This window comes from Nonomuraea sp. B10E15 (assembly GCF_039871615.1).
Taxonomy (GTDB): domain Bacteria; phylum Actinomycetota; class Actinomycetes; order Streptosporangiales; family Streptosporangiaceae; genus Nonomuraea.
This window is the reverse complement of record NZ_JBDPMB010000033.1, coordinates 37,722-60,166: the sequence shown is the minus strand read 5'-3', so window position 1 is coordinate 60,166 and position 22,445 is coordinate 37,722. Positions and strand designations below refer to the sequence as shown.

At 71.3% G+C, this 22,445-nt stretch carries 27 protein-coding genes, 1 tRNA gene and 1 pseudogene; 9 read left to right on the top strand and 20 right to left on the bottom strand.

Annotation, left to right across the window (positions count from 1 at the left end; all coding sequences use genetic code 11):
• Nucleotides 1-26 precede the first annotated feature (26 nt).
• From ABGB14_RS46445 to ABGB14_RS46430, 4 genes are all read right to left on the bottom strand, one after another.
• Nucleotides 27-1,067: an ABC transporter permease gene (locus tag ABGB14_RS46445; RefSeq protein ID WP_347650287.1), complete on the bottom strand. Its 1,041-nt coding sequence runs from the start codon at nt 1,065-1,067 to the stop codon at nt 27-29.
• On the bottom strand, nt 1,064-2,575 hold the full coding sequence (locus ABGB14_RS46440; protein ID WP_347650286.1) for a sugar ABC transporter ATP-binding protein: 1,512 nt from the start codon (nt 2,573-2,575) through the stop codon (nt 1,064-1,066). The genes ABGB14_RS46445 and ABGB14_RS46440 overlap by 4 nt, the downstream gene beginning before the upstream one ends.
• Before the next feature lie 55 nt (nt 2,576-2,630).
• Nucleotides 2,631-3,632 carry an ABC transporter substrate-binding protein gene (locus ABGB14_RS46435; RefSeq protein ID WP_347650285.1) on the bottom strand — a complete coding sequence of 334 codons (1,002 nt, stop codon included), beginning with the start codon at nt 3,630-3,632 and terminating at the stop codon, nt 2,631-2,633.
• Nucleotides 3,633-4,295: 663 nt separating this feature from the next.
• The gene (locus ABGB14_RS46430; RefSeq protein ID WP_347650284.1) at nt 4,296-5,072 is read right to left on the bottom strand and encodes a metallophosphoesterase; all 777 of its coding nucleotides are present in this window, start codon (nt 5,070-5,072) and stop codon (nt 4,296-4,298) included.
• Between the two features lie 98 nt (nt 5,073-5,170).
• On the opposite strand from ABGB14_RS46430, the gene ABGB14_RS46425 reads away from it, so the two are divergent.
• On the top strand, nt 5,171-5,377 hold the full coding sequence (locus tag ABGB14_RS46425; protein ID WP_347650283.1) for a DUF4236 domain-containing protein: 207 nt from the start codon (nt 5,171-5,173) through the stop codon (nt 5,375-5,377).
• Nucleotides 5,378-5,446: 69 nt separating this feature from the next.
• Here ABGB14_RS46425 and ABGB14_RS46420 read toward each other — a convergent pair whose 3' ends face one another.
• The 4 genes from ABGB14_RS46420 to ABGB14_RS46405 form a co-directional block, all read right to left on the bottom strand.
• Nucleotides 5,447-5,932 (bottom strand): WYL domain-containing protein, encoded by a 486-nt coding sequence (locus tag ABGB14_RS46420; protein WP_347650282.1) that lies wholly within the window; start codon nt 5,930-5,932, stop codon nt 5,447-5,449.
• Nucleotides 5,933-5,983: 51 nt separating this feature from the next.
• Complete coding sequence (locus tag ABGB14_RS46415) at nt 5,984-6,814, bottom strand: maleylpyruvate isomerase family mycothiol-dependent enzyme (protein WP_347650281.1); 831 nt, start codon at nt 6,812-6,814, stop codon at nt 5,984-5,986.
• Nucleotides 6,815-6,843: 29 nt separating this feature from the next.
• Nucleotides 6,844-7,278: a GNAT family N-acetyltransferase gene (locus ABGB14_RS46410; protein WP_347650280.1), complete on the bottom strand. Its 435-nt coding sequence runs from the start codon at nt 7,276-7,278 to the stop codon at nt 6,844-6,846.
• 151 nt (nt 7,279-7,429) lie between these two features.
• Nucleotides 7,430-7,502: transfer RNA gene (locus tag ABGB14_RS46405), tRNA-Ala, on the bottom strand.
• 75 nt (nt 7,503-7,577) lie between these two features.
• On the opposite strand from ABGB14_RS46405, the gene ABGB14_RS46400 reads away from it, so the two are divergent.
• Nucleotides 7,578-8,483, top strand: coding sequence for an RNA polymerase sigma-70 factor (locus tag ABGB14_RS46400; RefSeq protein ID WP_347650279.1), 906 nt, complete (start codon nt 7,578-7,580; stop codon nt 8,481-8,483).
• A gap of 4 nt (nt 8,484-8,487) precedes the next feature.
• On the opposite strand, the gene ABGB14_RS46395 is transcribed toward ABGB14_RS46400, so the two are convergent.
• The 8 genes from ABGB14_RS46395 to ABGB14_RS46360 form a co-directional block, all read right to left on the bottom strand.
• On the bottom strand, nt 8,488-9,018 hold the full coding sequence (locus tag ABGB14_RS46395) for a Clp protease N-terminal domain-containing protein (RefSeq protein ID WP_347650278.1): 531 nt from the start codon (nt 9,016-9,018) through the stop codon (nt 8,488-8,490).
• Between the two features lie 3 nt (nt 9,019-9,021).
• Entirely contained in the window at nt 9,022-9,237 is a 216-nt protein-coding gene (locus ABGB14_RS46390; protein WP_347650277.1) for a helix-turn-helix domain-containing protein, read from the bottom strand.
• Between the two features lie 68 nt (nt 9,238-9,305).
• On the bottom strand, nt 9,306-10,127 hold the full coding sequence (locus tag ABGB14_RS46385; protein ID WP_347650276.1) for a metal-dependent hydrolase: 822 nt from the start codon (nt 10,125-10,127) through the stop codon (nt 9,306-9,308).
• A complete protein-coding gene (locus ABGB14_RS46380) occupies nt 10,124-11,374 on the bottom strand; it encodes an MFS transporter (RefSeq protein WP_347650275.1) in 1,251 nt (416 codons plus the stop codon). The genes ABGB14_RS46385 and ABGB14_RS46380 overlap by 4 nt, the downstream gene beginning before the upstream one ends.
• Before the next feature lie 121 nt (nt 11,375-11,495).
• Nucleotides 11,496-12,101 carry an SRPBCC family protein gene (locus ABGB14_RS46375; protein ID WP_347650274.1) on the bottom strand — a complete coding sequence of 202 codons (606 nt, stop codon included), beginning with the start codon at nt 12,099-12,101 and terminating at the stop codon, nt 11,496-11,498.
• 52 nt (nt 12,102-12,153) lie between these two features.
• Entirely contained in the window at nt 12,154-12,531 is a 378-nt protein-coding gene (locus ABGB14_RS46370) for a hypothetical protein (protein WP_347650273.1), read from the bottom strand.
• Nucleotides 12,528-12,890: a hypothetical protein gene (locus ABGB14_RS46365; RefSeq protein ID WP_347650272.1), complete on the bottom strand. Its 363-nt coding sequence runs from the start codon at nt 12,888-12,890 to the stop codon at nt 12,528-12,530. The genes ABGB14_RS46370 and ABGB14_RS46365 overlap by 4 nt, the downstream gene beginning before the upstream one ends.
• Nucleotides 12,891-12,901: 11 nt before the next feature.
• Nucleotides 12,902-13,591 carry a TetR/AcrR family transcriptional regulator C-terminal domain-containing protein gene (locus ABGB14_RS46360; protein ID WP_347650271.1) on the bottom strand — a complete coding sequence of 230 codons (690 nt, stop codon included), beginning with the start codon at nt 13,589-13,591 and terminating at the stop codon, nt 12,902-12,904.
• Between the two features lie 44 nt (nt 13,592-13,635).
• Between ABGB14_RS46360 and ABGB14_RS46355 the strand changes: the two genes are divergently transcribed.
• Together ABGB14_RS46355 and ABGB14_RS46350 are read left to right on the top strand one after the other, a co-directional pair.
• Nucleotides 13,636-14,994, top strand: a complete 1,359-nt coding sequence (locus tag ABGB14_RS46355; protein ID WP_347650270.1) for a DHA2 family efflux MFS transporter permease subunit — start codon at nt 13,636-13,638, stop codon at nt 14,992-14,994.
• Nucleotides 14,964-15,458 carry a DUF523 domain-containing protein gene (locus ABGB14_RS46350; protein ID WP_347650269.1) on the top strand — a complete coding sequence of 165 codons (495 nt, stop codon included), beginning with the start codon at nt 14,964-14,966 and terminating at the stop codon, nt 15,456-15,458. Before ABGB14_RS46355 ends, ABGB14_RS46350 begins: the two co-directional genes overlap by 31 nt.
• Here ABGB14_RS46350 and ABGB14_RS46345 read toward each other — a convergent pair.
• Both ABGB14_RS46345 and ABGB14_RS46340 read right to left on the bottom strand, forming a co-directional pair.
• Nucleotides 15,434-15,811, bottom strand: a complete 378-nt coding sequence (locus ABGB14_RS46345) for a hypothetical protein (protein WP_347650268.1) — start codon at nt 15,809-15,811, stop codon at nt 15,434-15,436. The genes ABGB14_RS46350 and ABGB14_RS46345 overlap by 25 nt on opposite strands.
• A 41-nt stretch (nt 15,812-15,852) precedes the next feature.
• Nucleotides 15,853-16,449 carry a helix-turn-helix domain-containing protein gene (locus ABGB14_RS46340; protein WP_347650267.1) on the bottom strand — a complete coding sequence of 199 codons (597 nt, stop codon included), beginning with the start codon at nt 16,447-16,449 and terminating at the stop codon, nt 15,853-15,855.
• 136 nt (nt 16,450-16,585) lie between these two features.
• On the opposite strand from ABGB14_RS46340, the gene ABGB14_RS46335 reads away from it, so the two are divergent.
• From ABGB14_RS46335 to ABGB14_RS46320, 4 genes are all read left to right on the top strand, one after another.
• The gene (locus tag ABGB14_RS46335) at nt 16,586-17,269 is read left to right on the top strand and encodes a GAP family protein (RefSeq protein WP_347650266.1); all 684 of its coding nucleotides are present in this window, start codon (nt 16,586-16,588) and stop codon (nt 17,267-17,269) included.
• Between the two features lie 156 nt (nt 17,270-17,425).
• The gene (gene nhaA / locus ABGB14_RS46330) at nt 17,426-19,261 is read left to right on the top strand and encodes a Na+/H+ antiporter NhaA (RefSeq protein WP_347650265.1); all 1,836 of its coding nucleotides are present in this window, start codon (nt 17,426-17,428) and stop codon (nt 19,259-19,261) included.
• A complete protein-coding gene (locus tag ABGB14_RS46325) occupies nt 19,261-19,710 on the top strand; it encodes a hypothetical protein (protein ID WP_347650264.1) in 450 nt (149 codons plus the stop codon). Before nhaA ends, ABGB14_RS46325 begins: the two co-directional genes overlap by 1 nt.
• A 105-nt stretch (nt 19,711-19,815) precedes the next feature.
• Complete coding sequence (locus ABGB14_RS46320) at nt 19,816-20,148, top strand: hypothetical protein (RefSeq protein WP_347650263.1); 333 nt, start codon at nt 19,816-19,818, stop codon at nt 20,146-20,148.
• 42 nt (nt 20,149-20,190) lie between these two features.
• Here ABGB14_RS46320 and ABGB14_RS46315 read toward each other — a convergent pair whose 3' ends face one another.
• Nucleotides 20,191-21,126, bottom strand: coding sequence for an RNA polymerase sigma-70 factor (locus ABGB14_RS46315; RefSeq protein ID WP_347650262.1), 936 nt, complete (start codon nt 21,124-21,126; stop codon nt 20,191-20,193).
• The gene (locus tag ABGB14_RS46310; protein ID WP_347650261.1) at nt 21,123-22,034 is read right to left on the bottom strand and encodes an NAD(P)-dependent oxidoreductase; all 912 of its coding nucleotides are present in this window, start codon (nt 22,032-22,034) and stop codon (nt 21,123-21,125) included. Before ABGB14_RS46310 ends, ABGB14_RS46315 begins: the two co-directional genes overlap by 4 nt.
• Between ABGB14_RS46310 and ABGB14_RS46305 the strand changes: the two are divergent.
• Nucleotides 21,960-22,433 (top strand): annotated as a pseudogene (locus ABGB14_RS46305) (SDR family NAD(P)-dependent oxidoreductase); the annotation flags it as partial. The gene ABGB14_RS46310 and the pseudogene ABGB14_RS46305 sit on opposite strands and share 75 nt — an antisense overlap.
• Between the last annotated feature and the right edge of the window lie 12 nt (nt 22,434-22,445).

Sequence of the window (22,445 nt, the reverse complement as noted above, 5' to 3'; positions counted from 1 at the left end):
CTCGGCCGCCATACGCCGCCACCAGCTCATGACCTCACCCCGTCCGGCGGCGCTCCCTCGCGCACCCGCGCCGGCGCCTCGGCCACGGCGCCGGGCGGGGCGGTCCTGCCCCGCCCGCCGAACACCTTCGCGCGGAAGGACGGCGACTGGATGAGGCAGACCGCCGTCACGACCAGCGCCTTGAACAGCAGCGTCGTCTCCGGCGGCACGCCGATCGAGTAGACGGTCGTGGTCAGGGTCTGGATGATGAGCGCGCCCAGCACGGTGCCGCCCAGCGAGAACCGGCCGCCGGCCAGCGACGTGCCGCCGATCACGACGGCCAGGATGGCGTCCAGCTCGATCCACAAGCCGGCGTTGTTGCCGTCGGCGCTGGAGACGTTCGAGCTGATCATCAAGCCGGCCACGCCGGCGCACAGCGCGGCGAACGCGTACACCATGAGGATGATCCCGCGCGACCTGATGCCGGCCAGCCGGCTCGCCTCGGCGTTGCCGCCGACCGACTCGATCAACATCCCCAGCGCCAGCCGCCGGGTCAGGAACGCGGTGATCCCCAGCACGGCGAGCACGATCAGGACGCCGAACGGCACGGTCAGCCAGTAGCCGCCGCCGATCACCTTGTACGCCTCGCTGTTGACGGTGATGATCTGCCCGCCGGTGATGAGCTGGGCCAGGCCGCGCCCGGCCACCATGAGGATGAGCGTGGCGATGATCGGCTGGATGCCGATGCCCGCGACGAGGAACCCGTTCCACGCTCCCAGTGCCAGGCAGAGCCCGAGCGCCAGCGCCACCGCCGTGAACACGCCGGCGTCCTGGCTGATCTGCAGGCACGCCAGCGCGCCCGAGATCGCCACCACGGAGCCCACCGACAGGTCGATGCCGCCGGTGGCGATGACGAGCGTCATGCCGAGCGCGACCAGGATCAGCGGAGCCCCGAACCGCAGGATGTCGATCAGGCTGCCGTACAGGTGACCGTCCCTGACCTGGATCGACAGGAAGCTCGGGGTGAAGAGCACGTTGAGCGCCAGCAGCAGCACGAGGACCGCCACCGGCCAGAGCAGCCGTCTCATGAGTCCCGGCCTCCGCTCGCGATCGTCTCCATGAGCAGGTCCGTGGTCAGCTCGTCGCCGTTGGGCAGCTCCGCCACCAGCCGCCGATCGCGCAGCACCTCGACCTTGTGGCTGAGCCGCAGCACCTCCTCCAGCTCGGCCGAGATGAACAGCACCGCCACGCCGCCGTCGGACAGCTCCGCCACCAGCCGCTGGATCTCGGCCTTCGCGCCGACGTCGATGCCCCGGGTGGGCTCGTCGAGGATGAGCAGGCGCGGCTCCAGGATGAGCCACCTGGCCAGCACCACCTTCTGCTGGTTGCCGCCGCTGAGGTCGCGGACGAGGTGCTCGGGGTTGGGCGGGCTGATCCGCAGCGCCTTGACGTACCTGCCGACCAGTTCGTCCTGCTGCTCTCTCGGCACCGGTCTCGTCCAGCCCCGGGTGGCCTGGAGGGCCAGGATGATGTTCTCGCGCACGGTCAGGTCGGGGACGAGCCCGTCCTCCTTGCGGTTCTCCGAGCAGAACGCGATCTTGTGATGCATGGCCGCGCGCGGCGTGCGCAAGGACGCCGGCGATCCGCCGACCGCGATCTCGCCCGTGCTCGCGTGGTCCGCGCCGAACAACAACCGCGCGATCTCCGTACGGCCGGAGCCGAGCAGCCCGGCCAGGCCCACGACCTCGCCCTCGTGGATGGTGAGCGAGAACGGCTCGATGGCGCCCGCCCTGCCGAGCTCGCGCGCCTCGACCAGCGGGCGGTCGAAGACCCTGGCCTCGCCGTGCAGGCGTTCGAGCGCGTCCAGTTCCTGGCCGATCATCTTGGCGACGAGGTGCACCTGGCTGAGTTCGCTGGTCAGGTATTCGCCGACGAGCCGGCCGTTGCGGAGGATCGTCATACGATCCGAAATTTCGTAGATCTGGTCGAGAAAGTGGGAGACGAAGAGGATAGCGATGCCCTCCTCCTTGAGCCGCCTCATCACCATGAACAACTGCTCGACCTCGCCCGCGTCCAGGCTGGACGTGGGCTCGTCGAGGATCAGCACCCTCGCGTCGACGTCGAGCGCCCGCGCGATCGCCACCATCTGCTGGATCGCCAGCGAATACGACGACAGCGGCGCCGACACGTCCAGGCTCAGCTCCAGCCGCGACAGCAGTTCGGCGGCCCTGGCCCGCATCCGCTTCCAGTCGATACGGCCCAGGCGGCGCGGTTCCCTGCCGATGAGGATGTTCTCGGCGACCGAGAGGTTCGTGCAGAGGTTGACCTCCTGGTAGACCGTGCTGATGCCGGCCTGCCGCGCCTCCAGGGGGCTGCCGAACGCCACGGCGGCGCCGTCCAGTTCGATGGTGCCCGCGTCGGCGGGGTAGACGCCGGTGAGCACCTTGATCAGGGTGGACTTGCCCGCGCCGTTCTCTCCCATGAGCGCGTGCACCTCTCCGGGTGACAGTCGCAGGTCCACGCCGTCCAGGGCTTTCACGCCGGGAAACTGTTTGCCGATCCCGCTCATCGTCAGGACCGGCGCGGGTACGGCCATACGCCTTTCCCCTTCGCAAGTGACGGCCGGGGCCGGGGCGACCCCGGCCGGGCGGTCAGTACTGGCGGGTGGACAGGACCTGCTTGGCCTGCTCCTGGGTGAACGTCGTCTCCTCGGTCACCACGCGGGTGGGCACCTGCTCGCCCTTGACGACCTTCTTGGCCAGGTCCATCAGCTGCGGGCCGAGCAGCGGGGAGCACTCGACGATGAAGTTGATCTTCCCGTCGGCGAGCGCCTGCATGCCGTCCTTGACGGCGTCCACAGTGATGATCTTGATGTCCTGGCCGGGCGTCTTGCCCGCGCCCTCGATCGCCTCGATCGCCCCGAGGCCCATGTCGTCGTTGTGCGCGTAGAGCACGTCGATGTCCGGGTTCGACTTCAGGAAGGCCTCCATGACCTCCTTGCCCTTGGCCCTGGTGAAGTCACCGGTCTGGGAGGCGATGATCTTGAACTTCGGGTCGGCCCCGATGACCTCGGCGAACCCGGCCTTGCGGTCGTTCGCCGGCGCCGAGCCGGTCGTGCCCTGCAACTCGACGATGTTCACCGTCTCGGTGGCGTCCTTGTACTCCTCCACCAGCCACTGACCGGCCTTCTTGCCCTCCTCGATGAAGTCCGAGCCGAGGAAGGTCTTGTACAGGGTCGTGTCCTTGGAGTCCACGGCGCGGTCGGTCAGGATGACCGGGATCTTCGCGTTCTGGGCTTCCTTGAGCACCGTGTCCCAGCCCGACTCCACCACCGGCGAGAAGGCGATGACGTCCACCCTCTGCTGGACGAAGGAGCGGATGGCCTTGATCTGGTTCTCCTGCTTCTGCTGGGCGTCGGAGAACTTGAGCGTGATGCCCGCCTCCTTGGCGGACTCCTGGACGGACTTGGTGTTCGCGGTGCGCCATCCGCTCTCCGCTCCCACCTGGGAGAAGCCCATGGTGATCGAGCCGTCCGCGCCACCCGAGCCGTCCGCGCCGTCCGTGCCGGCACTGCCGCTGCCGCCACTGCCGCACGCCGCCACCGACATCGCGGTGAGCCCGGCGAGCACCAGCGCCGAGATCCTCTTTAACACGTGGGGGGTCCCTTCCTATGTGAGCGCTAACATACTGAGGTGGACGCCAGCGCCTCCTACCTTCCCGCCGGCCACCTTCTCCTGCTCGACACATCACGAGCGGCGGCCGGAAGCCGCGCTCCTTTTCGGTATGGCCCCGACTGTGAACGTTAACAAAGGGTCTCGTCAAGGGCTCGCCGGATTACGGTCAGGTCACGCGAACCGCCATGTACACCCTGCGGCGTACATCTCCCTACGTTGTTGAGGTGAGGACAGTTCCCCGGCTTGACGGAGCAAGACACTCGTCGAACGGACTGCGTCAGGTAAGGAAACTCGCGCTCAAGGCGGCGACGGCGTCGGCGACGCTCGCCACTTTCTTCGTCATTCTTCCGGGCGGCGCGCAACCGCCGGCGGCACTGTCCACCACGTCGGCGCAGCGCGCCCTAGCCGTCCCGCCCGCATACGTCACCATCAACTACTCGAATGCCCACGTCACCTACTTCTGGACCCCCAGAACCGAGGCAGGCGCTCAAGCGGCGCGGCTTTTCGTCCATTCCGTGAACAGTGCGGCGATGCGTTCTGCACCATCCGGGAAGGAACCCCGGGGCGCTACCACATCTGGCGATTCAGCGGGTGCGGACGTTTCACGCTGGAAAACTTCAAAGGAGAATGGGACACACATAATCACGGGGGGACGAGGCGGTAGTGGGTGGTCATCCGGCCCTCGCCGTCGAGCACGTGGAACGCGAGCGCCGGCGGCAGGTCGTAGTCGATGCAGGTGTCGAACGTCGTGCCGCCCTCCCAGGGAAGCCGCACCGTGGACACGACCCCGGGAGCGACCAGCAGCGGGCGTCCGGCGAACGTGGTGGCGGCCGGCATGTGCGCATGGCCGACCAGCACGGCCGGCACGTCCGCACGGCCGGTGAGCACCTCCTCCAGCCGCTCCGGCCGGTGCAACCTGATCCCGTCCAGCGGCGGGCTCTGCAGCGTCACCGGCGGATGGTGGAAGGCCACGAACACCGGGCGGTCGGCGCCGTCCAGCACTCCTTCGAGCCAGGCGATCGTCTCGTCCTCCAGCCGCCCGGCGTTCTCGCCGGGGATGGACGAGTCGCACATGGCGTAGATCGCGCGGCCCGTGCGGAGCACCTGGTTGACGGGCCCAGGCCGGGATCCGTCGCCGGCGCGGACCATTGGGTGCGGCTCACCGAGCAGGACCCGGCGGAACTCCCCCCGCACGTCGTGGTTGCCGGGCCCGGCCAGTACGGGGTGACGCGAGGTGAGCACCTTCCCGGCCTGCTCGTACTCCTCGGCCAGCCCGTGATCGGCGAGGTCGCCGGTCACCAGCACCGCGTCGAGGTCGTACGGCAGCGCGTCCAGGTAGCGCATCACCCTGTCGGCGCGCGCGACGGCGTCGGGGGTGGCGCCGATGTGGATGTCGCTCAGGTGGGCGATCACGATCATGAGCGCGGATCCTTCCGATGGTCACGGCCCGGCGGGAGGAACCCCGCGCACGGCCCGGTCGTTCTTCCGGATGAGCGTACGAAGCAGGAGGAGGGGCATTGGGCTGGCACTACAGAAAGTCGATCAAGGTGGGGCCGTTCCGGATCAACCTGTCGCGGCACGGCGTCGGCCACAGTTTCGGCAACCGGCGTTTCCGGGTCACGACCGGCCCCGACGGCCGCCGCCACGTGTCCGTGCACCTGCCGGGCGGCTTCCACATAGGCAAGACGCTGGGGTCGCGGAGACATCACCACCGGCACTACTGAATCGTATCCCGCTCCCCCGCGCCCGGGCCGGGGTCGACGCCTCCGGCCCGAACGCCTGGCTCGCCTCACTCATGCGCGCACGCGGGCGAGGTCGTTCGCCGTAGCGCTCGACGAGATCGGCGCCGATCCTGGCCGGCTCGGCCCTGACCGGCGCCGGGCCCGCCCTCCCGGCGAGCTCTCCTCGCCCTCGCAGTGGCGCCCGAAGTGGTCACGCAGGATGGGCGCGAACCTCTCGGCGACCAGCACCGTCGCCGACGTCTGCGAGCGCCGCTGCTCCATCTCCGCGACGACCCGCTCCCACGCCCGCGCCGGCTCGAAGCCCTCCGGCCGTTCTAAGGGCAGGTCCGTCACGGTGGCGGAGACGATCCGGTCCCCCCGGAACGTACGCTGACCCCGCTCGGTCCCGGCCGCCACGTACCAGATGCCGTCCTTGTCCACGAGCCCCCAGGGATCGGCCAGCCGCTGCGTGCGCTCGCCGGCGCGGCGCTCGTACACCGGCCTGACGCCGCGGGCCTGCATGAGGAGCGGGGCGGCGACAAGTCGGTCGGCTCGCATGACGTGCGGTCCGAAGTGCTCAGCCGGTGCGCACTTTGACCGGGGAAGCGCTCAGGCGACGATGGCCAGCAGCGTGGCGACCGACGCGGCGAGCGCCGGGTCACCCGTCATGTCGGCGCGCTCGCGGGCCTGGTCGGGGGTGACGCCCCTGGTGGCCAGGCGCCAGAAGGTGTCCTGGTCCATCGAGACGCGGGCGGCGGGCTCCGCACCGGCCTGGGACAGGCTCCACCGGCCCGCGCCTCTGGTGGCGGACCACCGGCCGCCGGCGGGCCCGGTCACCTCCAGCACGACCGTGGTCCCCTCCGGGCGCTCCTCCGAGCGGAGTGTGTACGGCAGGGCCCGGGCGAAGACGTCCAGCACCGGCCCCATCAGGGCGGGGTCGTCGGCCCCGGGAGCGGAGACGGCGTCGCGCACCTGCTGCTGGTGCACCCAGAACTCGGTGTACTCGCGCCCGATGTCGAGCCACGCCGGGCTGCCGACGTCCGTGGCGGCCCAGGACACGTCCAGGTCGGCGGGCCCTCCCAGGTCGCGGGCCGCCCACAGGTCGTCGAGCTGGCCGCCGAGCCGGCCGAGCAGGTCGATCATCACCTGCGGGCTGATCTGGCGCAGCGCCTCGGCGAACTGGCCGTTGACGCGGGCCAGGTAGGCGGGCAGCGTCTCGTCGTCGGCGAAGACGGCACGGCCGTAGCCGTCGCGGCTGCCCGACAGCCGCCGCATGTAGTCGTTCAGCACGTGGGCGACGACGTCGTGGACGTCCCATCCGGGACATACCGTCGGCCTCGACCAGTCCTCCGGCGCGAGCCCGCCGAGGAGGTCCAGCAGGGCCCGCCGCTCGCGCGGGAACAGCGGGCGTACGTCGATGGCAGGGCCGAAGATCGTCATATCGCCAACATTACGCAACCGGCGGAAAGTCAGCCTTCTCCGACTCTCAGCCCGAACGCCGACAACTTCTGCTCGTGGTGCTCGATGAGGCCGAGGCGCCGGTAGAAGGCGTGGTTGGCCACCCCTTCCGGCGTGGACTCGTGATCGGTGGTCAGCATGAAGTAGCGGCAGTGCGCGTAACGTTCCTTCAGGTGCTCCAGCAGCCGCCGCCCGATGCCCCGGCCGTGAAACTCCTTGTCGACCAGCAACTCCTGGACGTAGCAGATCATCTCGTCGTCCGACACCGTCCGCGCCAGCCCGAGAAGCCGCCCCTCCTCGTCCCTGGCGGTGATGACCAGGTGCGAGTTCGCCAGGCTCCGGCAGACCTTGGCGATGTCACGTGTCCACGGCCCCCAGCCGACCGAGTCGTAGAGTGCGAAAACCTCGGCTTCGTCGAACGACCGCTCCGGAGCGATGACCACCACTGATGAGACTCCCTGCCCTCTGGGTCAGAAAGGATATCTCTCGCCCGGAGGCTTCGCCGGCCGTCCCGGGGCCTCGCGATCGGCGGCAGGCCTCGTCCGGAAACGGAACCGGCCCCCGTCATCAGACGAAGGCCGGAGCTGAACGATGTTGTGGAGCTATGGGGATTCGAACCCCAGACCTCCTCCATGCCATGGAGGCGCGCTACCAACTGCGCCATAGCCCCTTGCGATCACCAAGTGTATAGGAGATCCGGAGCCCTCGTGTCACACCGGGGCACTCGTGATACGTCTTAGACGTCATGTCGACGTTTGAGGAGCACAGAAGCCTGCTGGCCGGGGTCGCGTACCGGATCCTCGGCAGCGTCGCCGACGCCGAGGACGTCGTCCAGGAGGCGTGGCTGCGCTGGTCAAGGGTGGACGAGGCGGGCGTCGACGACGCCAAGGCCTATCTGGTCAGGGTGACGTCGCGGCTGGCCGTCGACCGGCTGCGGTGGGTGAAGTCGCGGCGCGAGTCGTACGTCGGGCCGTGGCTGCCCGAGCCGATCAGCACCGCCCCGGACGCCGCCGAGCACGCCGAGCTGGCCGAATCCGTGGAGATGGCGCTGCTCGTGGTTCTGGAGACGCTGTCGCCGCTCGAGCGGGCCGTGTTCGTGTTGCGGGAGGCGTTCGACCTGCCGTTCGCCGAGATCGCGGAGATCATCGCACGCAGCGAGCCGGCCACCAGGCAGCTCGCCCGGCGGGCGCGCGAGCACGTACGCGAGAAGCGGCCGCGGTTCGACGTGGACCGTGAGCAGCGCAGGCGGATGACGCAGCGGTTCGTCAGCGCCGCGGCGGAGGGAGACCTGGACACGCTGATCGCGATGTTCGCCGACGAGATCACGATGGTCACCGACGGCGGCGGCAAGGCCAGGGCCGCGCTGCGGACCATCACGGGGGCGGAGAACGTCGGCCGCTTCCTGCTGTCGATCGGCCGCCCCGTGAACTTCGCCCGCTTCCTGGCCTCGGTCGGCGTGGCGCGGTCGGAGGGGATCTCGTTCGGCTCCGCGGTGCTGAACAACGCCCCGGCGATCGTGCTCTCGGCGGCCGGGCGGGTGGTGTCGGTCATTTCGCTGGAGGTCTCGGAGGGGAGGATCAGCACGATCTACCTCATCGCCAACCCGGACAAGATCGCTCATCTGGAGCCGACGGCGAGCGAGGCCGGCTGACCGGTCAGGCGGCGCGGCGGGTGGGGATGCCCGCCTCCCGTACGAGCGCCGGCAGGTCCACGCCCGCGTCCGCGAGGATCGCGGCGGCGCCGTTGGCGGGGTCGGCGAGCAGGCCCCACAGCAGCCGCTCCCCCGTGACCGGCCCCGGCCGCCACGCCCCCACCTCGATGACCTTCCTGGCGTGCATGGCCAGCGGGAGCTGCCCGAGCGGCCCGTACAGGGTGACGCGCAGCGGGCGGACCCGCGAGCGGCGCAGGCTCCACAGGCCGGGTTCGTCCGTGCCCGCCCTGGTGCGGCGGTGCACCGCGTCGAGGTCGATGCCGATCGTGGCCAGCAGCGCCCGCGGGTCGCCCGCGCCGACGCGCTCGCGCACGTCGGCGGCGCGGGCGGTGAACGACGCGAGCGCGAACGGGCGTACCTCGGCCAGTCCCAGCAGCAGCTGGTCGGCGCCGAGCGTGGGCCGCCCGGCGTCGAGCGCGAGGATCCCCGCCCGCACCACGGCCCTGCGCGCGTCTTCGGTGAACCTGGCGAACACGTCTTACCTCCTCGTCCTGCGGGCGTGCTTGCGGTGGACGGTCTGCCGCCGCACTCCCAGCGCGTCGGCGATCCGCTCCCAGGACCAACCTTGGGCGCGGGCGCTGGAGACGTGCGCCGCCTCCAGTTCCTCCAGCAGGGCCCTGAGAGCGGCCACCGCCGCCAGCCCCACTTCGGGGTCGCGGCCGGCGGCCCTCCCGGCCACTTCGGTGACGTCCATAGCGTCAGCATATGCTGACAAGCGCCCGCGTGTCAGCATATGCTGACGACGCATCGGTGCGGGCCTGGCTAGGCGCAGGTGGTGCGCATGGTCAGGGCCGCCTCTTCCAGCGTGAACGCGACCTCGACCCGCCCCAGCTCCGCCGTGGTGCTCACGTGCGTGCCGCCGCACGGGATGGACGCCTCGCCCTCCGGCAGCGAGCACCGCCACGTGCGCCGGGCCGTCAGCTCCGGCCCCGGCACGTCGACGGCGACCGGCGCCCCGGCCTCCACCCAGGCGGCGAGCTGCTCGTTCACGCGCCGGGTGAGCTGCGCCAGGTCCAGCCCTTCCGCGGAGAAACCCTTCTTCCGCAACGACTTGCCCAGGCGGTAGACGTCCACGCTGCCGCGGGGCACGATCCGCGACGAGGCGATCGCCGCCTGGTCGAAGTCGGGCCGCCCGAGCCCGTCGAGCGCCGGCTCCTTGCGCCAGCGGTCGGCCAGCGCCGCGTTGAGGGCGAGCGCGGCCAGGTGGCAGGCGGTGTGGCCGGCCGAGAGCCCAGCACGGAAGCCGGCGTCCACCTCCAGCTCCACCTCTGCCCCCACGGGCAACGGCGACTCGGTGAGGTGCAGGACCAGCCACTCCCACCCCTCGGCGCCGCGCCGCACCGGAATGTCCTCGCCGGCGAACACCTCGCCGGTGCTCGACTGGGCCCCTGTCACGCAGTCGAGAACCGGCAGGCCCGCGAGCGTGCCCCGGTCGGCGGGCTGGTCGGGCCAGGTGTGGTCGAGGGGGTGGAAGGGCGTCTCGGCGACGACCAGGCCGTGCCGGTCCCCCACCGGCACGGCCCCCTCGATCGTCGAACGGCCGCCGACCCGGCCGGACGGGAAGGTGACGACAGTGGATCTCATCCGCCGATCTTCCCAGCCGTGGCGGGCGGCCGCTCGTCCTCCAGGTAGCGGTCGCGGCCCGCGTACAGGCCGGTGCAGAGCTGCGCCACGAGAACCAGGAAGATCATCGTGTACGGCAGCGCCCACCCGCCGGTGGCCTCGCGCAGCACGCCGACCAGCAGCGGTCCCGCACCCGAGATGAGGTAGCCGGCGCTCTGCCCGAAGGCCGACAACCCGGCCGTGGCCTCCGGCGTGCGGGTGCGCAGCGCCAGCATCATCAGCGCCAGCGGGAACGAGCCCATGCCCACGGCCACCAGCACGATCCAGGCCGGCGCCATGGACGCGGGCCCGAACCACAACCCGAGGAACCCCGCCGCGTAGAACGCCACGAGCCCCACCACGACGGGTCGCTGGTCGCGGAAGCGGGAGGCGACCATGGGCGTGGCGATGGAGACCGGGATGTTCAGCGCGGTGAACACCCCCAGGATCACCCCGGCCTGCGACGTGGTGTAGCCGCCGTCGACGAGGATGGTGGGAAGCCAGCCGAACATGATGTACGCGATCATCGCCTGGGTGCCGAAATAGATCGCCACCGTCCACGCCAGCCGGCTCCTGACCATCCGGCGGATGCCCGCGTCCCCGGCGCCCGCGTCCCGCTCCGGTTCGCTGCGCAGCAGCGCGAGCCATGGAACGGCGGCCACGGCGGCCAGGGCCGCCCACACGCCGAGCGCGATGTGCCAGTCGCCTGACGCGCGTTCGATCGGCACGGTCGCGGCGGCGGCGAGCATGGTGCCGGCGGCCAGCGCCGTGGTGTAGACGGTGGTCATGATCCCGGTGCGGGCCGGGAAGTGCCTCTTGATCAGCGTCGGGATGAGCACGTTGCCGACGGCTCCGCCGGACAGCGCGACCGCGCTGCTCAGCAGGAATATCTCGGCGGAGCCCACCATTGACCTGATGAGCATGCCCACGCCGAGCGTGACGAGGGCGAGCAGCAGCAACCGGTGCTCGCCCACGCGCCTGGCGAGCGTGGGGGTGATCGCGCCGACGCTGGCGAAGGCCAGCACGGGCAGCGTCGTGAGCACGCCGGTGCCGACGCTCGTCATGCCGAGCGCGCCGGCGAGCTGGTTGAGCAGCGGCCCCACGCTGGTGACGGCGGTGCGCAGGTTGAGCGCGGCGAGCACGATCCCCAGCACGAGGAGCCACGCGAGAGAGCTGGTACGGCCTCTGGACTCCTGGGCGAGCACGCTCATACGCCGGAGATCCTCCATTCATCAAATCATGGGATGAATCATCAGCCTAACAGGAGCTAAAGGCCGCTTTATTCCTGACCCATGACAAGCCCCCGAGCCTCGCGGGGCCCGGGGGCGATGCCGGTGGACGATGCTCCGGTCAGAGAAGGGGACGCGGCGGCCCTTCGGGGGGCTGGCCGTGCGGCGGCACCGGCCCGGGAGGCGGGAGCGTGCCCCCGGGAGGCGCCCCGCCGCCGCCGACAGTGCCGGGCGGCACGGACTGCTCCCCGCCGTACGTCGAGCCGCGCTGGTGCGGCCCCGGCACGTCGCCGCGCCAGCCGCCCGTCTCGCGGCCTCGCGACTCGATGAACTCCTTGAAGCGGTTGAGGTCGTTCGTGACGCGCATGCGGACGATCTGCAGCCAGTCGCCGGCGGTCTCGACGAAGCCCTCGGGGTCGTACTCCATCTGGAGCGTGACCTTGGTCCTCGCGTCGTCGACGCGGTGGAAGGTCACCACGCCCGCCTGGTGCGGCTTGTCGACCGAGCGCCAGGCGACGCGCTCGTCGGGGTGCTGCTCGGTGATCTCGGCCTCGAACTCGCGCCTCACCCCGGCGATCTCCACCACCCACGCCGTGCGCGTGTCGCCGATCTGCTTGACCGACTCCACGCCCTCCATGAACTCGGGGAAGCTCTCGAACTGCGTCCACTGGTTGTAGGCCGCCGAGATGGGGGCCTGTACGTCTACGGAGTGTTCGATACTGCTCATGGGATCAGCCACTGCCCCGGCGGGCACGGCGATAACGCCGCGGGGGCCGCCGTCACCGACGGCGCAGCAGCCAGTAGAAGCCCACCAGCGGCAACACGAGCGGGATGAACAGGTAACCCCGGCCGTACGCCGACCAGACCGTCTCGTCGGGGAACGCCGACGGATCCACCAGGCTGGCGGTGCCGATGATCAGCACGCCGGCCAGCTCGATGCCGAGCGCGGCCAGCGCCAGGCCGCGCGCTCCCCGCGCGAGCGCCACGGTGAGCACGATGTAGACGAGCGCCGCGAAGGCCGACAGCGAGTAGGCCAGCGGCGCCTCGGAGAACCGGCCGGCGATCTGCACGGCCGCCCGCGCGCCCGCGGCCAGCGAGAACAGCCCGTAGACGGCGATCAGGGCGCGCCCGGGCCCGGAGCCGACGGTGGCGCTCACGCCACGCCCTGCCAGATCTGCAGCAGCCGCCCGTTCATCACCGCGATCGCGAACCCGGCCACGACCAGGATGGCCGGCCCCCACCTGCTCCGCTCGGCCAGCGCCAGGAACACCCCGGCGGGCGGGATCAGCACCCCGCCGCCGATGTAGCCGAACAGCGTCACCTTGTCGCCGGGCCCCGCTCCGCCGGCCACCGCCGCGATCACGAGGCCGGCCTGGACGAGCAGGGCCACCTCGAGCAGGGCGAACCCGGACAGCAGCACCATGCCCATCGGCCGGTTGCGGATCGCGACGACCAGGCTCACGAGCATGAGCAGCAGGGAGCCGGCGATGACGATCGTGGAGACGACGGTGTTCATCGCAGGTAAGGCTATCGCCCGTGCAGGCCGGCCTCGATTCCGTCCAGCACCCAGGAGAGCCCGCGCTCGAAGTTGTCGTCGGCGCCCCGCACGCCCTCCTCGATCATCGGCGCCAGCCGGGGGAACTCGCCGCCGTCGATCAGCTCCCTGATGTACGGCTCGGCGGCGGCGGCCCGCTCGGCGTCGTTGATGCCCTGCCGCCTGGGCGCGCGGCGGTCGGTCGCCTCCCTGATCACGAACCCGGTCATGTAGTCGGCGAACGCGGCCAGGATCCGCCAGGCCGTCAGCCGGTCGATCCCGAGCCCGTCGAACACGGACAACTTCTGCTCCACGTGACGCAGCCCGTTGGGCCCGACCTCGATCCGCTGCGAGATCAGCTCGACCCGCCACGGATGGCGCAACACCATCTCGCGCTCGCGCCGGGCGAGCAGCAGCAGCGCCTCCCGCCAGTCGTCCGGCAGCGGCTCGTCGACGAGGACCTCGGCGGCGATCGCGTCGTGCATGAGCGCGAGCAGGTCCTCCTTGCGCTCGATGTACGAGTAGAGCGTCATGGCGCGCGCGCCGAGCTCGGCGGCGACGCGCCGGATGGAGACCGCGGCCAGCCCTTCCGCGTCGGCGATCGCGACGGCGGCGGTCACGATCGCCTCCCTGCTCAGCGCGGGACGGCGGGGCGGCTCGGGGCGGGACCAGACGGAACTCACAAGCCTGATTCTAGACACCGTACGGAATTGATACGCTGTACGACATGCGATACGCCGTACGAAACCCCCTCCGCGCCACCGGCCTGGTCGTGCTCATGGGCGTCATCATGACGATGCTCGACACCACGATCGTCAACGTCGCGCTCGGCGCCCTGGCCCGCGACTTCCACACGACGCTCGCCACCATGCAGTGGGCGGTCACCGGCTACCTGCTGGCGTTGTCGATGACGGTCCCCGTCACCGGCTGGGCGGTCGGCAGGTTCGGCGGCAGGAACGTCTGGCTGCTCTCGCTCGTGCTGTTCGTGACGGGATCCGCGCTCAGCGCCGCCGCCTGGTCGGTCGGCAGCCTGGTCGCCTTCCGCGCGGTGCAGGGACTGGGCGGTGGCCTGCTCCTGCCGGTGGGCCAGACGCTGCTGGCCCAGGCGGCCGGGCGGGAGCGGATGGGCCGCGCGATGGCCATGATCTCGGTCCCGGCGATGCTCGCGCCCGTGCTGGGGCCGCCGCTCGGCGGAGTGATCGTGGAGGGTCTCGGCTGGCGCTGGCTGTTCCTGATCAACGTGCCGGTCTGCGCGGTCGCGCTGGTGGCCGCGTACGTGCTGCTGCCCCGCGAGCCGGGCGCGAGCCCGCGCAGCCTCGACGTGGTGGGCCTCGCACTGCTCTCGCCGGGCCTGGCCGCACTGGTCCACGGGCTGTCCGAGGTGGGCAACGGCTCGTCGCCCGCGCACCCCGCGCTCTGGATCGGCGTGGCGCTGGTCGCCGCGTTCGTGCTGCGCTCGCTGCGGGCCTCAGGGGCGCTGCTGGACCTGCGGCTGCTCGCCGACCGATCGTTCGCAGCGGCGGTGTGCGCGCTGGTGTGCTACTCGGCGGCCCTGTTCGGCTTCACCGTGCTCGTACCCCTCCACAGCCAGCTCGCCGAGGGCGGCAGCGCCCTGCAGGCGGGCCTGCTGCTGGCTCCGATGGGCGTCGGCGCGGCGCTCACGATGCCGCTGGCGGGCAAGCTCACCGACAGCCGGGGTCCTCGTGGAGCGGGCGCCGCGGGCGTCGTCGTGGCGGTGACGGGCATCATGGCGTTCGTCCTGCTCGACGCGGGCCCGGTGGCGATGTTCTGGCTGGGGCTCGGGCACGGGCTGGTGTCCACGTCGGTGATGGCCGCCGCGTTCAGGACGCTGGAGCAGGCCGCCATCCCGGCCGCGACCACGCTCAGCACGATCGCGGTACGCCTCGCCGCGCCGTTCGGCGTCGCGGTGCTCACCGTGGTGCTGCAGTCGTCCACCAGGGGCGGCGCGGCCCAGCCGTTCGCGCACGCGTTCTGGGTGACCATCGCGCTGGCCGCCGTCTCGCTGGTGCCGATCGCGCTCATAGGATCGAAGTCGTGGAAAGAATCCTCGTCAGCGCCTGCCTGATGGGGCGCAGGGTGCGCTACGACGGCGGCGCGAAGACCAGCTCCGACGCCTTGCTCGCCACGTGGCGGGCGGAGGGACGGCTGGTGCCGTTCTGCCCAGAGGTCGAGGGCGGGCTGCCGGTCCCGCGCCCGGCCGCCGAGATCGAGTGCGGCGCGGGCGGCGCGGCCGTGCTCTCGGGCGCGGCGCGCGTGCTGGCGGCCGACGGCTCCGACGTGACGGCCGCGTTCCTGTCAGGCGCGCGGTCGGCGCTCGCGCTGGCGCGCTCGTCCCGGATCCGGATGGCGGTGCTCAAGGAAGGCAGCCCCTCGTGCGGCGGGCTGTCCGTCTACGACGGCACCTTCGAAGGGCGCCGCACGCCGGGTCAGGGCGTCACGACGGCGTTGCTCGAGCTCGACGGCATCCGCGTGTTCGGCGAGGACCGGCTCGACGAGGCCGCCGCCTACCTGCGCACGCTGGAGAAGTAGAAGGCTCCGGCGAGGCCCGCGGCGAGCACGGCCGCCATCGAGCCGTGATACCACGTGAGCAGCGCCGAGCCGGCCCCGCCGAGCGCCGTGGCCAGGATGCCCAGCACCACCCCGCCCAGCGCCGCCGCGTGACTGTAGATCAGCCCGTTCCAGGCCCAGGAGCGCCCGGCCAGCGCGCCGCGAGCGCCGGCGAGCACGGCGGCCACGCACAGCGTCTCGACGACCGCGGCCGGGATGATCACGGGCTCGCCCATCAGGCCGGGCACGACACCCCAGTGCGGCAGCGCGAACGACAGGAAGACCAGCGCGTAGCAGGCGGACAGCCAGCCCAGCGCCCTGCGGAGAGCGTCCATGCGGTCCACGCTCGCACCGGTCGCACGCCGTGTCGTCGTCCCTAAGGAGACGGCTCGGATACGCCGCCGGAGGTAGGGAGCAGCCGTCTCACCAGGCGGATCGCCTCGTCGATCGTCAACCTGGCGTCCTCGCCGCTCTCGCACGCGGCCACCTCGCGGCCCGCTTCGCCCATCATGGTCGTGAGCAGCACGACGAGTACGTGGCTCTCGCGCGTGTCCGCCAGGCCGAGCAGGCGTTTGTTGCCGCCGATCCAGTCGCGGCCGCGCTGCCGGCGCAGCGTGACGAACTCGGCGGGGCCGTCGTTCTCCAGGAACAACCTGGCCACCTCGCGGTGCTCCCACGAGCCTTCCAGGTAGGCGCGGGCGCCGGCGAGGAACCGTTCGGCGGCGCCGTCCGCGGCCCTGGCCGCCTTGGAGGCGCGCTCCTCCTGCCCGCGCACGAACTGCTCCCACAACGCCAGGAACAGGCCGGGCTTGCCGCCGAAGTGGTGGTAGAGGCTGCCGACGCTGATGCCGGACGCCTCGACGATGTCGGCGACGGTCGCCTCGGCGTACCCCTTGGCCAGGAAGACCTCGCGGGCGGCGCGAAGCAGCGTGTCGCGGGTGCCGCTCGACCGGCCCCACCGTCGGCTCTTCATCGGATCTCCTTCGCCGGTGCCGGGCGGTAGCGACGGCCCACAGTACCGCCGGGCGGGCGGGTGAGCAGAAGGATGTACGCCGGCTTCGCTCCGCCGGAGGAGGCGGCGCCCGGCCGCGCCCGCGAGGATCGACGGTATGACGATCGGCCTGCTGCTCACCCTCGCCGCCCTCGCGGTCGTCGACAGCACCAGCTTCGGCACCCTCGGCATCCCCGTCTACCTGCTGCTGGCCTCGGGCAGGTCGCGGGTGTCGCGGCTGCTGATCTATCTGGCCACCGTGGCGGGCTTCTATTTCCTGGTGGGGGTCGCGCTCATGCTGGGGTTGTCCACGGCGATGGACGCCTTCGGCGACGTGCTGCGCAGCGGCCCCGCCTCCTGGGTGCAGCTCGCGCTGGGCGCCGGCTTGTTCGCGCTCAGCTTCAGGTTCGACCCGAAGCGGCGCGCGAGGCTCGGCAAGCCGGAGCGCCGGTTCGAGCCGCGGGTGGGCGGGCCGCGCACGATGGTGTTGCTGGGGCTGACGGCCGGAGTGCTCGAGGTGGCCACGATGGTGCCGTACCTGGCCGCGATCGGCGTCATGACGACCTCCGGGCTGGCGGCCGGGCAGTGGGTGCCGCTGCTGGCGGCGTACGTGGGGGTGATGATCGCGCCACCGCTGGCGCTCATGGGCCTGCGCGGCGTCGCGGGTGCGTGGCTGGAGCCGAAGCTGGAGCGGCTGCGCGCGTGGCTGGCCAGGCATGCGGCCTCGGCCCTGAGCTGGGGGCTGGCGATCGTCGGGTTCCTGCTGGCGCGGGACGCGGCGGTGGTCCTGTTCTTCCGGTGACCGCGGCCGCGTGCGCCCCGCGGCCCAGTCGGACGGCCCAGTCGGACGGCCCAGTCGGATGGCCCGCCGAACGGCCCGCCGGCAGGGTCCCGGCCGGGCAGCTCGAAGGCGGTTTTCCAGGCACCTTTAGGATCGGACACCTGGAGGTGAACTGTCATGTTGCGGGCGTTTCTGAGGACGGAAGCGGGCAGCACGACCGTGCTGCTCGCCGCCACCGTGCTCGCCCTGCTGTGGGCGAACTCGCCGTGGGGCGACACGTACGAGGCCTTCTGGCACATACCGACAGGCATCTCCTTCGATGACGCGCTGTTCTCCCTCGACCTGCGGCACTGGGTCAACGACGGCCTGATGGCGGTCTTCTTCTTCCTCATCGGCCTAGAGGTGTCGTACGAAGTGCGGCTCGGGCAGCTGCGCGACCGCCGGCTGCTCGCCGTGCCGGCCGTGGCGGCGCTGGGCGGGATCCTCGTCCCGGCCGGGATCTACCTCCTGCTGAACTTCGGCGGGCCAGGAGCCGTCGGCTGGGGCGTGCCGATCGCCACCGACACCGCGTTCGTGCTGGGCGTGCTCGCCGTCGTGGGGGCCCGCTGCCCCGATCCGCTCCGGGCGTTCCTGATGACGCTGGCCATCGTGGACGACGTGCTGGCGATCCTGGTCATCGCGCTGTTCTACACGGACAGCCTGTCCGTTCCCGCGCTCCTCACCGCGTTCGGGCTGCTCGCCGCCATCCTGACCCTGCGCAAGCTGAAGATCTGGCGGGCTCCCGCGTACATCGTGCTGGGCTTCGGGCTCTGGGTGGCCACGCTGGAGAGCGGGATCCATCCCACGCTGGTCGGCATCGCGCTCGGCGTCCTGGTCTTCGTCTACGCGCCGACCGACCAGAAGCTGCTGCTCGCCGGCGAGGCCGTGCACTCGTTCACCAGCTCGCCGAGCGCGCAGGCCGCCAGGGAGGCCACGGTGCGGGTGCAGCGGGCCGTCTCCGTCAACGAGCGGCTGCGGCTGCGGTTGCAGCCGTGGAGCTCGTACGTGATCGTGCCGGTGTTCGCGCTGGCCAACGCCGGGGTGGTGCTGGACGGCGAGGCCCTGCGGGCCGCCGTCACCTCGCCCGTGTCGATCGGTGTGGCGCTGGGGCTGCTGCTGGGCAAGTTCGTCGGCATCTCGCTGGGCACGTGGGTGCCGCTGCGGTTCGGGTGGGGCAGCCTGCCGGGCAACCTGGTCTGGGGGCAGTTGTTCGGCGGCGCGGCGGTCTCCGGGATCGGTTTCACCGTCTCCCTGTTCATCGTGGACCTGGCCTTCGACGACCAGCCGGGCATCCAGTCGCAGGCGAAGATCGGGATTCTGGCGGGGTCCCTGCTGTCCGCGGTGCTGGGATGGTTGATCTTCAAGCTGGCGTGGGACCGCGGCGGGGTGTGCGCGCCGCCCGACGCGGAGCCCGAGGAGGAGCTGCCCGAGCTGCTCTCGGTGCCGGTGGGGCCCGGCGACCACGTGCGCGGGCCGGCGAAGGCCAGGGTGACGATCGTGGAGTACGGCGACTTCGAGTGCCCCTACTGCGGGCGGCTCCACCCGGTGCTGGACGAGCTGCTCAGGAAGAACCCGGACGTTCGCGTGGTGTTCCGGCACTTCCCGCTGCGCACGCTGCATCCGCGGGCCGCCTCCGCGGCGGTCGTGGCCGAGTCCGCGGACGACGCCGGACGGTTCTGGGAGATGCACGACATCCTCTTCGACAACCAGCGGTTCCTCACGGACGCGGACCTCGAGCACTACGCCGCCCAGATCGACGTCGAGCCCTGGACGGACGTCTCCCGCCACACCGCCAGGATCGCCATCGACGAGAGTTCGGGCCGCGACAGCGGCGTGCGCGGCACCCCCACCCTCTTCCTCAACGGCGTGCGCTATCAGGGCGCCCTGGATCTCGGCTCCATCGGCAAGGCGGTGGACGAAGCCCGCCGATCCACTACCGTCGTTGAGACCCCGCAACCCCCGGAGAAGGCCTGATGCTCAACGTGATCACGATCATCTTCCCCCTCGTCATGGTCGTCGTGCTGGTGGGCGGCGTCATCGTGACCGCCATGAACCGCCGCGCCCATGGGCGCGGCGCGACGCTGGGCATGGCGGGCTGCGCCGTGCTGCTCGTGGGGGTGCTGGTCAACGTCGTCCTCGGGTTCATCGCCACCTCGTTGTACGACGCCCTGGGCGCGGGCGGCGCCGCCATGCTCATCGGCGCCCTCGGCATGCTCTTCAACGCGACCGGCACGGGCCTGCTGATCGCGGGCGTGATCGCCCGGCGCGACCCGCAGCAGCCGCACCACCCGCAGCCCGGCCAGGCGCAGGGCTGGCAGCAGCAGCCGATCCAGCACCAGCAGCCCCATCCGCAGCAGCCTTACCCCCAGCAGCCCCCGCAGCAGGGCTGGCAGCAGCCGCCCTACGGCGGCGGCCAGGGTTAGCGGCCGCCGGCCGCTCTGTCGCACGGCTTCCGTCGTGTCATGTAGACGGAATATCCCCCGGAAGTGTGACAATGTGGGCCTTACTCACAAGCGCGTGGGGGGATCATGACGCGAGAGCAGCCAGACGGGCAGGAACCTGATCCCAACCGGACGATCAGGCATCGCTTCCCGCACCCGGTCCCGCCGCCCGGCCCGCCCTCGCAGGGCCCGCCGGAGTCGCCGTACACGCAGCGCCTGCCCTACACCCCTGACATGCTGCCCGACGTTCCCGTCTACGAAGCCAGGCCGCCCAGGTCCGGCTGGTGGTGGGTGATCGTGGCCGGCGGGCTGGTGCTGCTGATCGCGGCGGTGGCCGTGGCGGCGGTGTTGTGGGTGCGGAGCGACGCCGACGCCGGGCCGCGGGCCCTCCAGCCGGAGACCGCCGTCACGCGCGCGTGAGGTCCATGACCGGGTCGTCTCCCAGGTCGGCCCGGGTCGGTGTCAGGCAGGGCTGCTCCATCCGGGCCCGCGCGCCTGGTTCACCTCGCGCACGACCTCCCAGGCGTCCGCCACCGGGCCCAGGTGCCGCAGCTTTTCGGGGTTGAGCACGGCGCGGATCGTCTGGACCTGCCCGTCGAGGATGTCGAGCGCCAAGGTGTTGACGATCTTGCCGTCCCGGTCGCGGAAGATCGCGCCCGGCTGGCCGTTCATCTCGTGCGGCTCCACGACGCCGCCGATCCGTGCGAACGGCGTAGCGATGCCGCCCAGCATCCGGGCCACGTTCCCGGCGCCGAAGACGCCGTCTCCCCACAGCGGCGCCTTGCCGCCGCTGTCGCCGACCATCCGTACGTCGCCGGCGAGCAGCACGCGCAGCCCTTCCACGTCTCCTTCTCTGAAGGCGTGGAAGAAACGCCCGGCGAGTTCGTCACGCTTGCGGCGATCCGCCTCGAACCGGGCGCGCCCGTCGTCCATGTGGCGGCGCGCCCGGACGGCGAGCTGGCGGCACGCCGCCTCCGAACGCCCCACCGCGGAGGCGACCTCACCGAAGCCGAACCCGAACACCTCGCGCAGCACGAAAACCGCGCGCTCCAGCGGGCTGAGCCGCTCCAGCAGCAGCAGGGCGGCCATCGACAAGGAGTCGGCCAGCTCCGCCGACCGCGCCGGGTCCGCATACGGGTCGGTCAGCAGCGGCTCGGGGAACCACGCGCCGGAGTACTCCTCCCGCCGCACGCGCGCCGAGCGCAGCACGTCGATCGAGATCCGGGACACCGTGGCCGCCAGGAACGCCTTGGTCGACCTGGGCTGTGCCGGTGAGGCCTCGTAACGCAGCCAGGTCTCCTGGACCGCGTCCTCTGCCTCGCTCACGCTCCCGAGAATCCGGTAGGCGATCGAGAACAGCAGCGGCCGCAGCTCCTCGAACTCCTCGGCCCGGTTCACGTCAGCTCCTCCTTGAAACCCTGCCGCCAGGAGGGGTGGCGCAGCCGCCAGCCGAGCTCCCGTTTGGCCTTGGCGTTGGAGAAGCCGCGTCCCTCGGTCATCATGGTGACCGCCGTCTTCCCTGCCAGCGGCCGGGCCAGCCATGCGGGGATCCGCATCGGCGGCTTCGCGCCCGCGCACGCCGCCAGATGGGGCAGCCACTCGCCGGCCGGGGCGGGCTCGTCGTCAACGATGTTGAACACGCCTCTGGCCTGGTGCTCCACGGCCAGGACGGTGGCGGTCGCGGCGTCGTCGAGATGCACCCACGAGCTGTGGCCGCCGCCGTCGCCGATGACCGGGTACTGCCGCTTGCGCACCAGTTCGACCTGGTCGTCGGTGGCCCCCGGCCCGTAGAACGCGCCGTAGCGCAGGACCGCGCCGCCCGCACTGACGACCGCCTCCTCGAGGTGGCGAATCGCGTGCGCCCCCTGACCTGTGCTCGTCGGGTCCAGCGGGTCCTCTTCCACCTTCACCCATCCGCCTGTACGGATGCCGTTCCAGGCGCCGTAGCTCTGGGCGACGAAATGGCTCACGCCGGCCGCTTCCGCGGCGGTCAGCAGGTGGTCCGTCCCTTCGACGCGTAGCCGGTTGGTGGTGGCGAACCAGCGGTCGAAGTGCTTGATATCAGGTTTGCCGGAGATGGCGGTCATCTGGTGCACCATCGTGTCCGGCCTGGCCCGTGCCACCGCCTCCCCCACTGCTACCGCGTCCAGGCCGTCCATCACGACCCCGTCGGCGCCCAGTCCCTCCAGCAGGCCCAGCTTGTCCGCGTTCGTCGTCGTCGCCGTCACCTGATGGCCACGCGCGACCAGTTGCGGCACCAGCCGCCGCCCGAGCACCCCGGTCCCGCCCGCCACGAATACCCGCATGAATCCTCATCCGTCCCGACGTGTGTGTCTTTCACCCGGGACGAGACAGCCGGGTCGTTCCGTGACATGGAAGGAGAGAGCTCCGGGAAAGACCTCGTGGCTCCGTCCGGATCCCGGGGAGAGACCGGCTCAAACCGGCCGTCCCGTTTTCCGTGTCACAGAACGACCGGGCTGTCCCGTCCCGGGACGGACCGACTCACGCCAGACAGGAGCTCGGCCATGAACGACAACCAGAAACTGGCTTTGATCACCGGGGCGAACAAGGGAATCGGCCGGGCGACCGCCGACCAGCTCGCCGCGCTGGGCATGACGGTTCTGATCGGCGCGAGGGACGCGCGGCGCGGTGAGGAGAGCGCGGCGGCGGTGCGGGCGGAGGGCGGCGACGCGTACGCGGTCGTCCTGGACGTCACC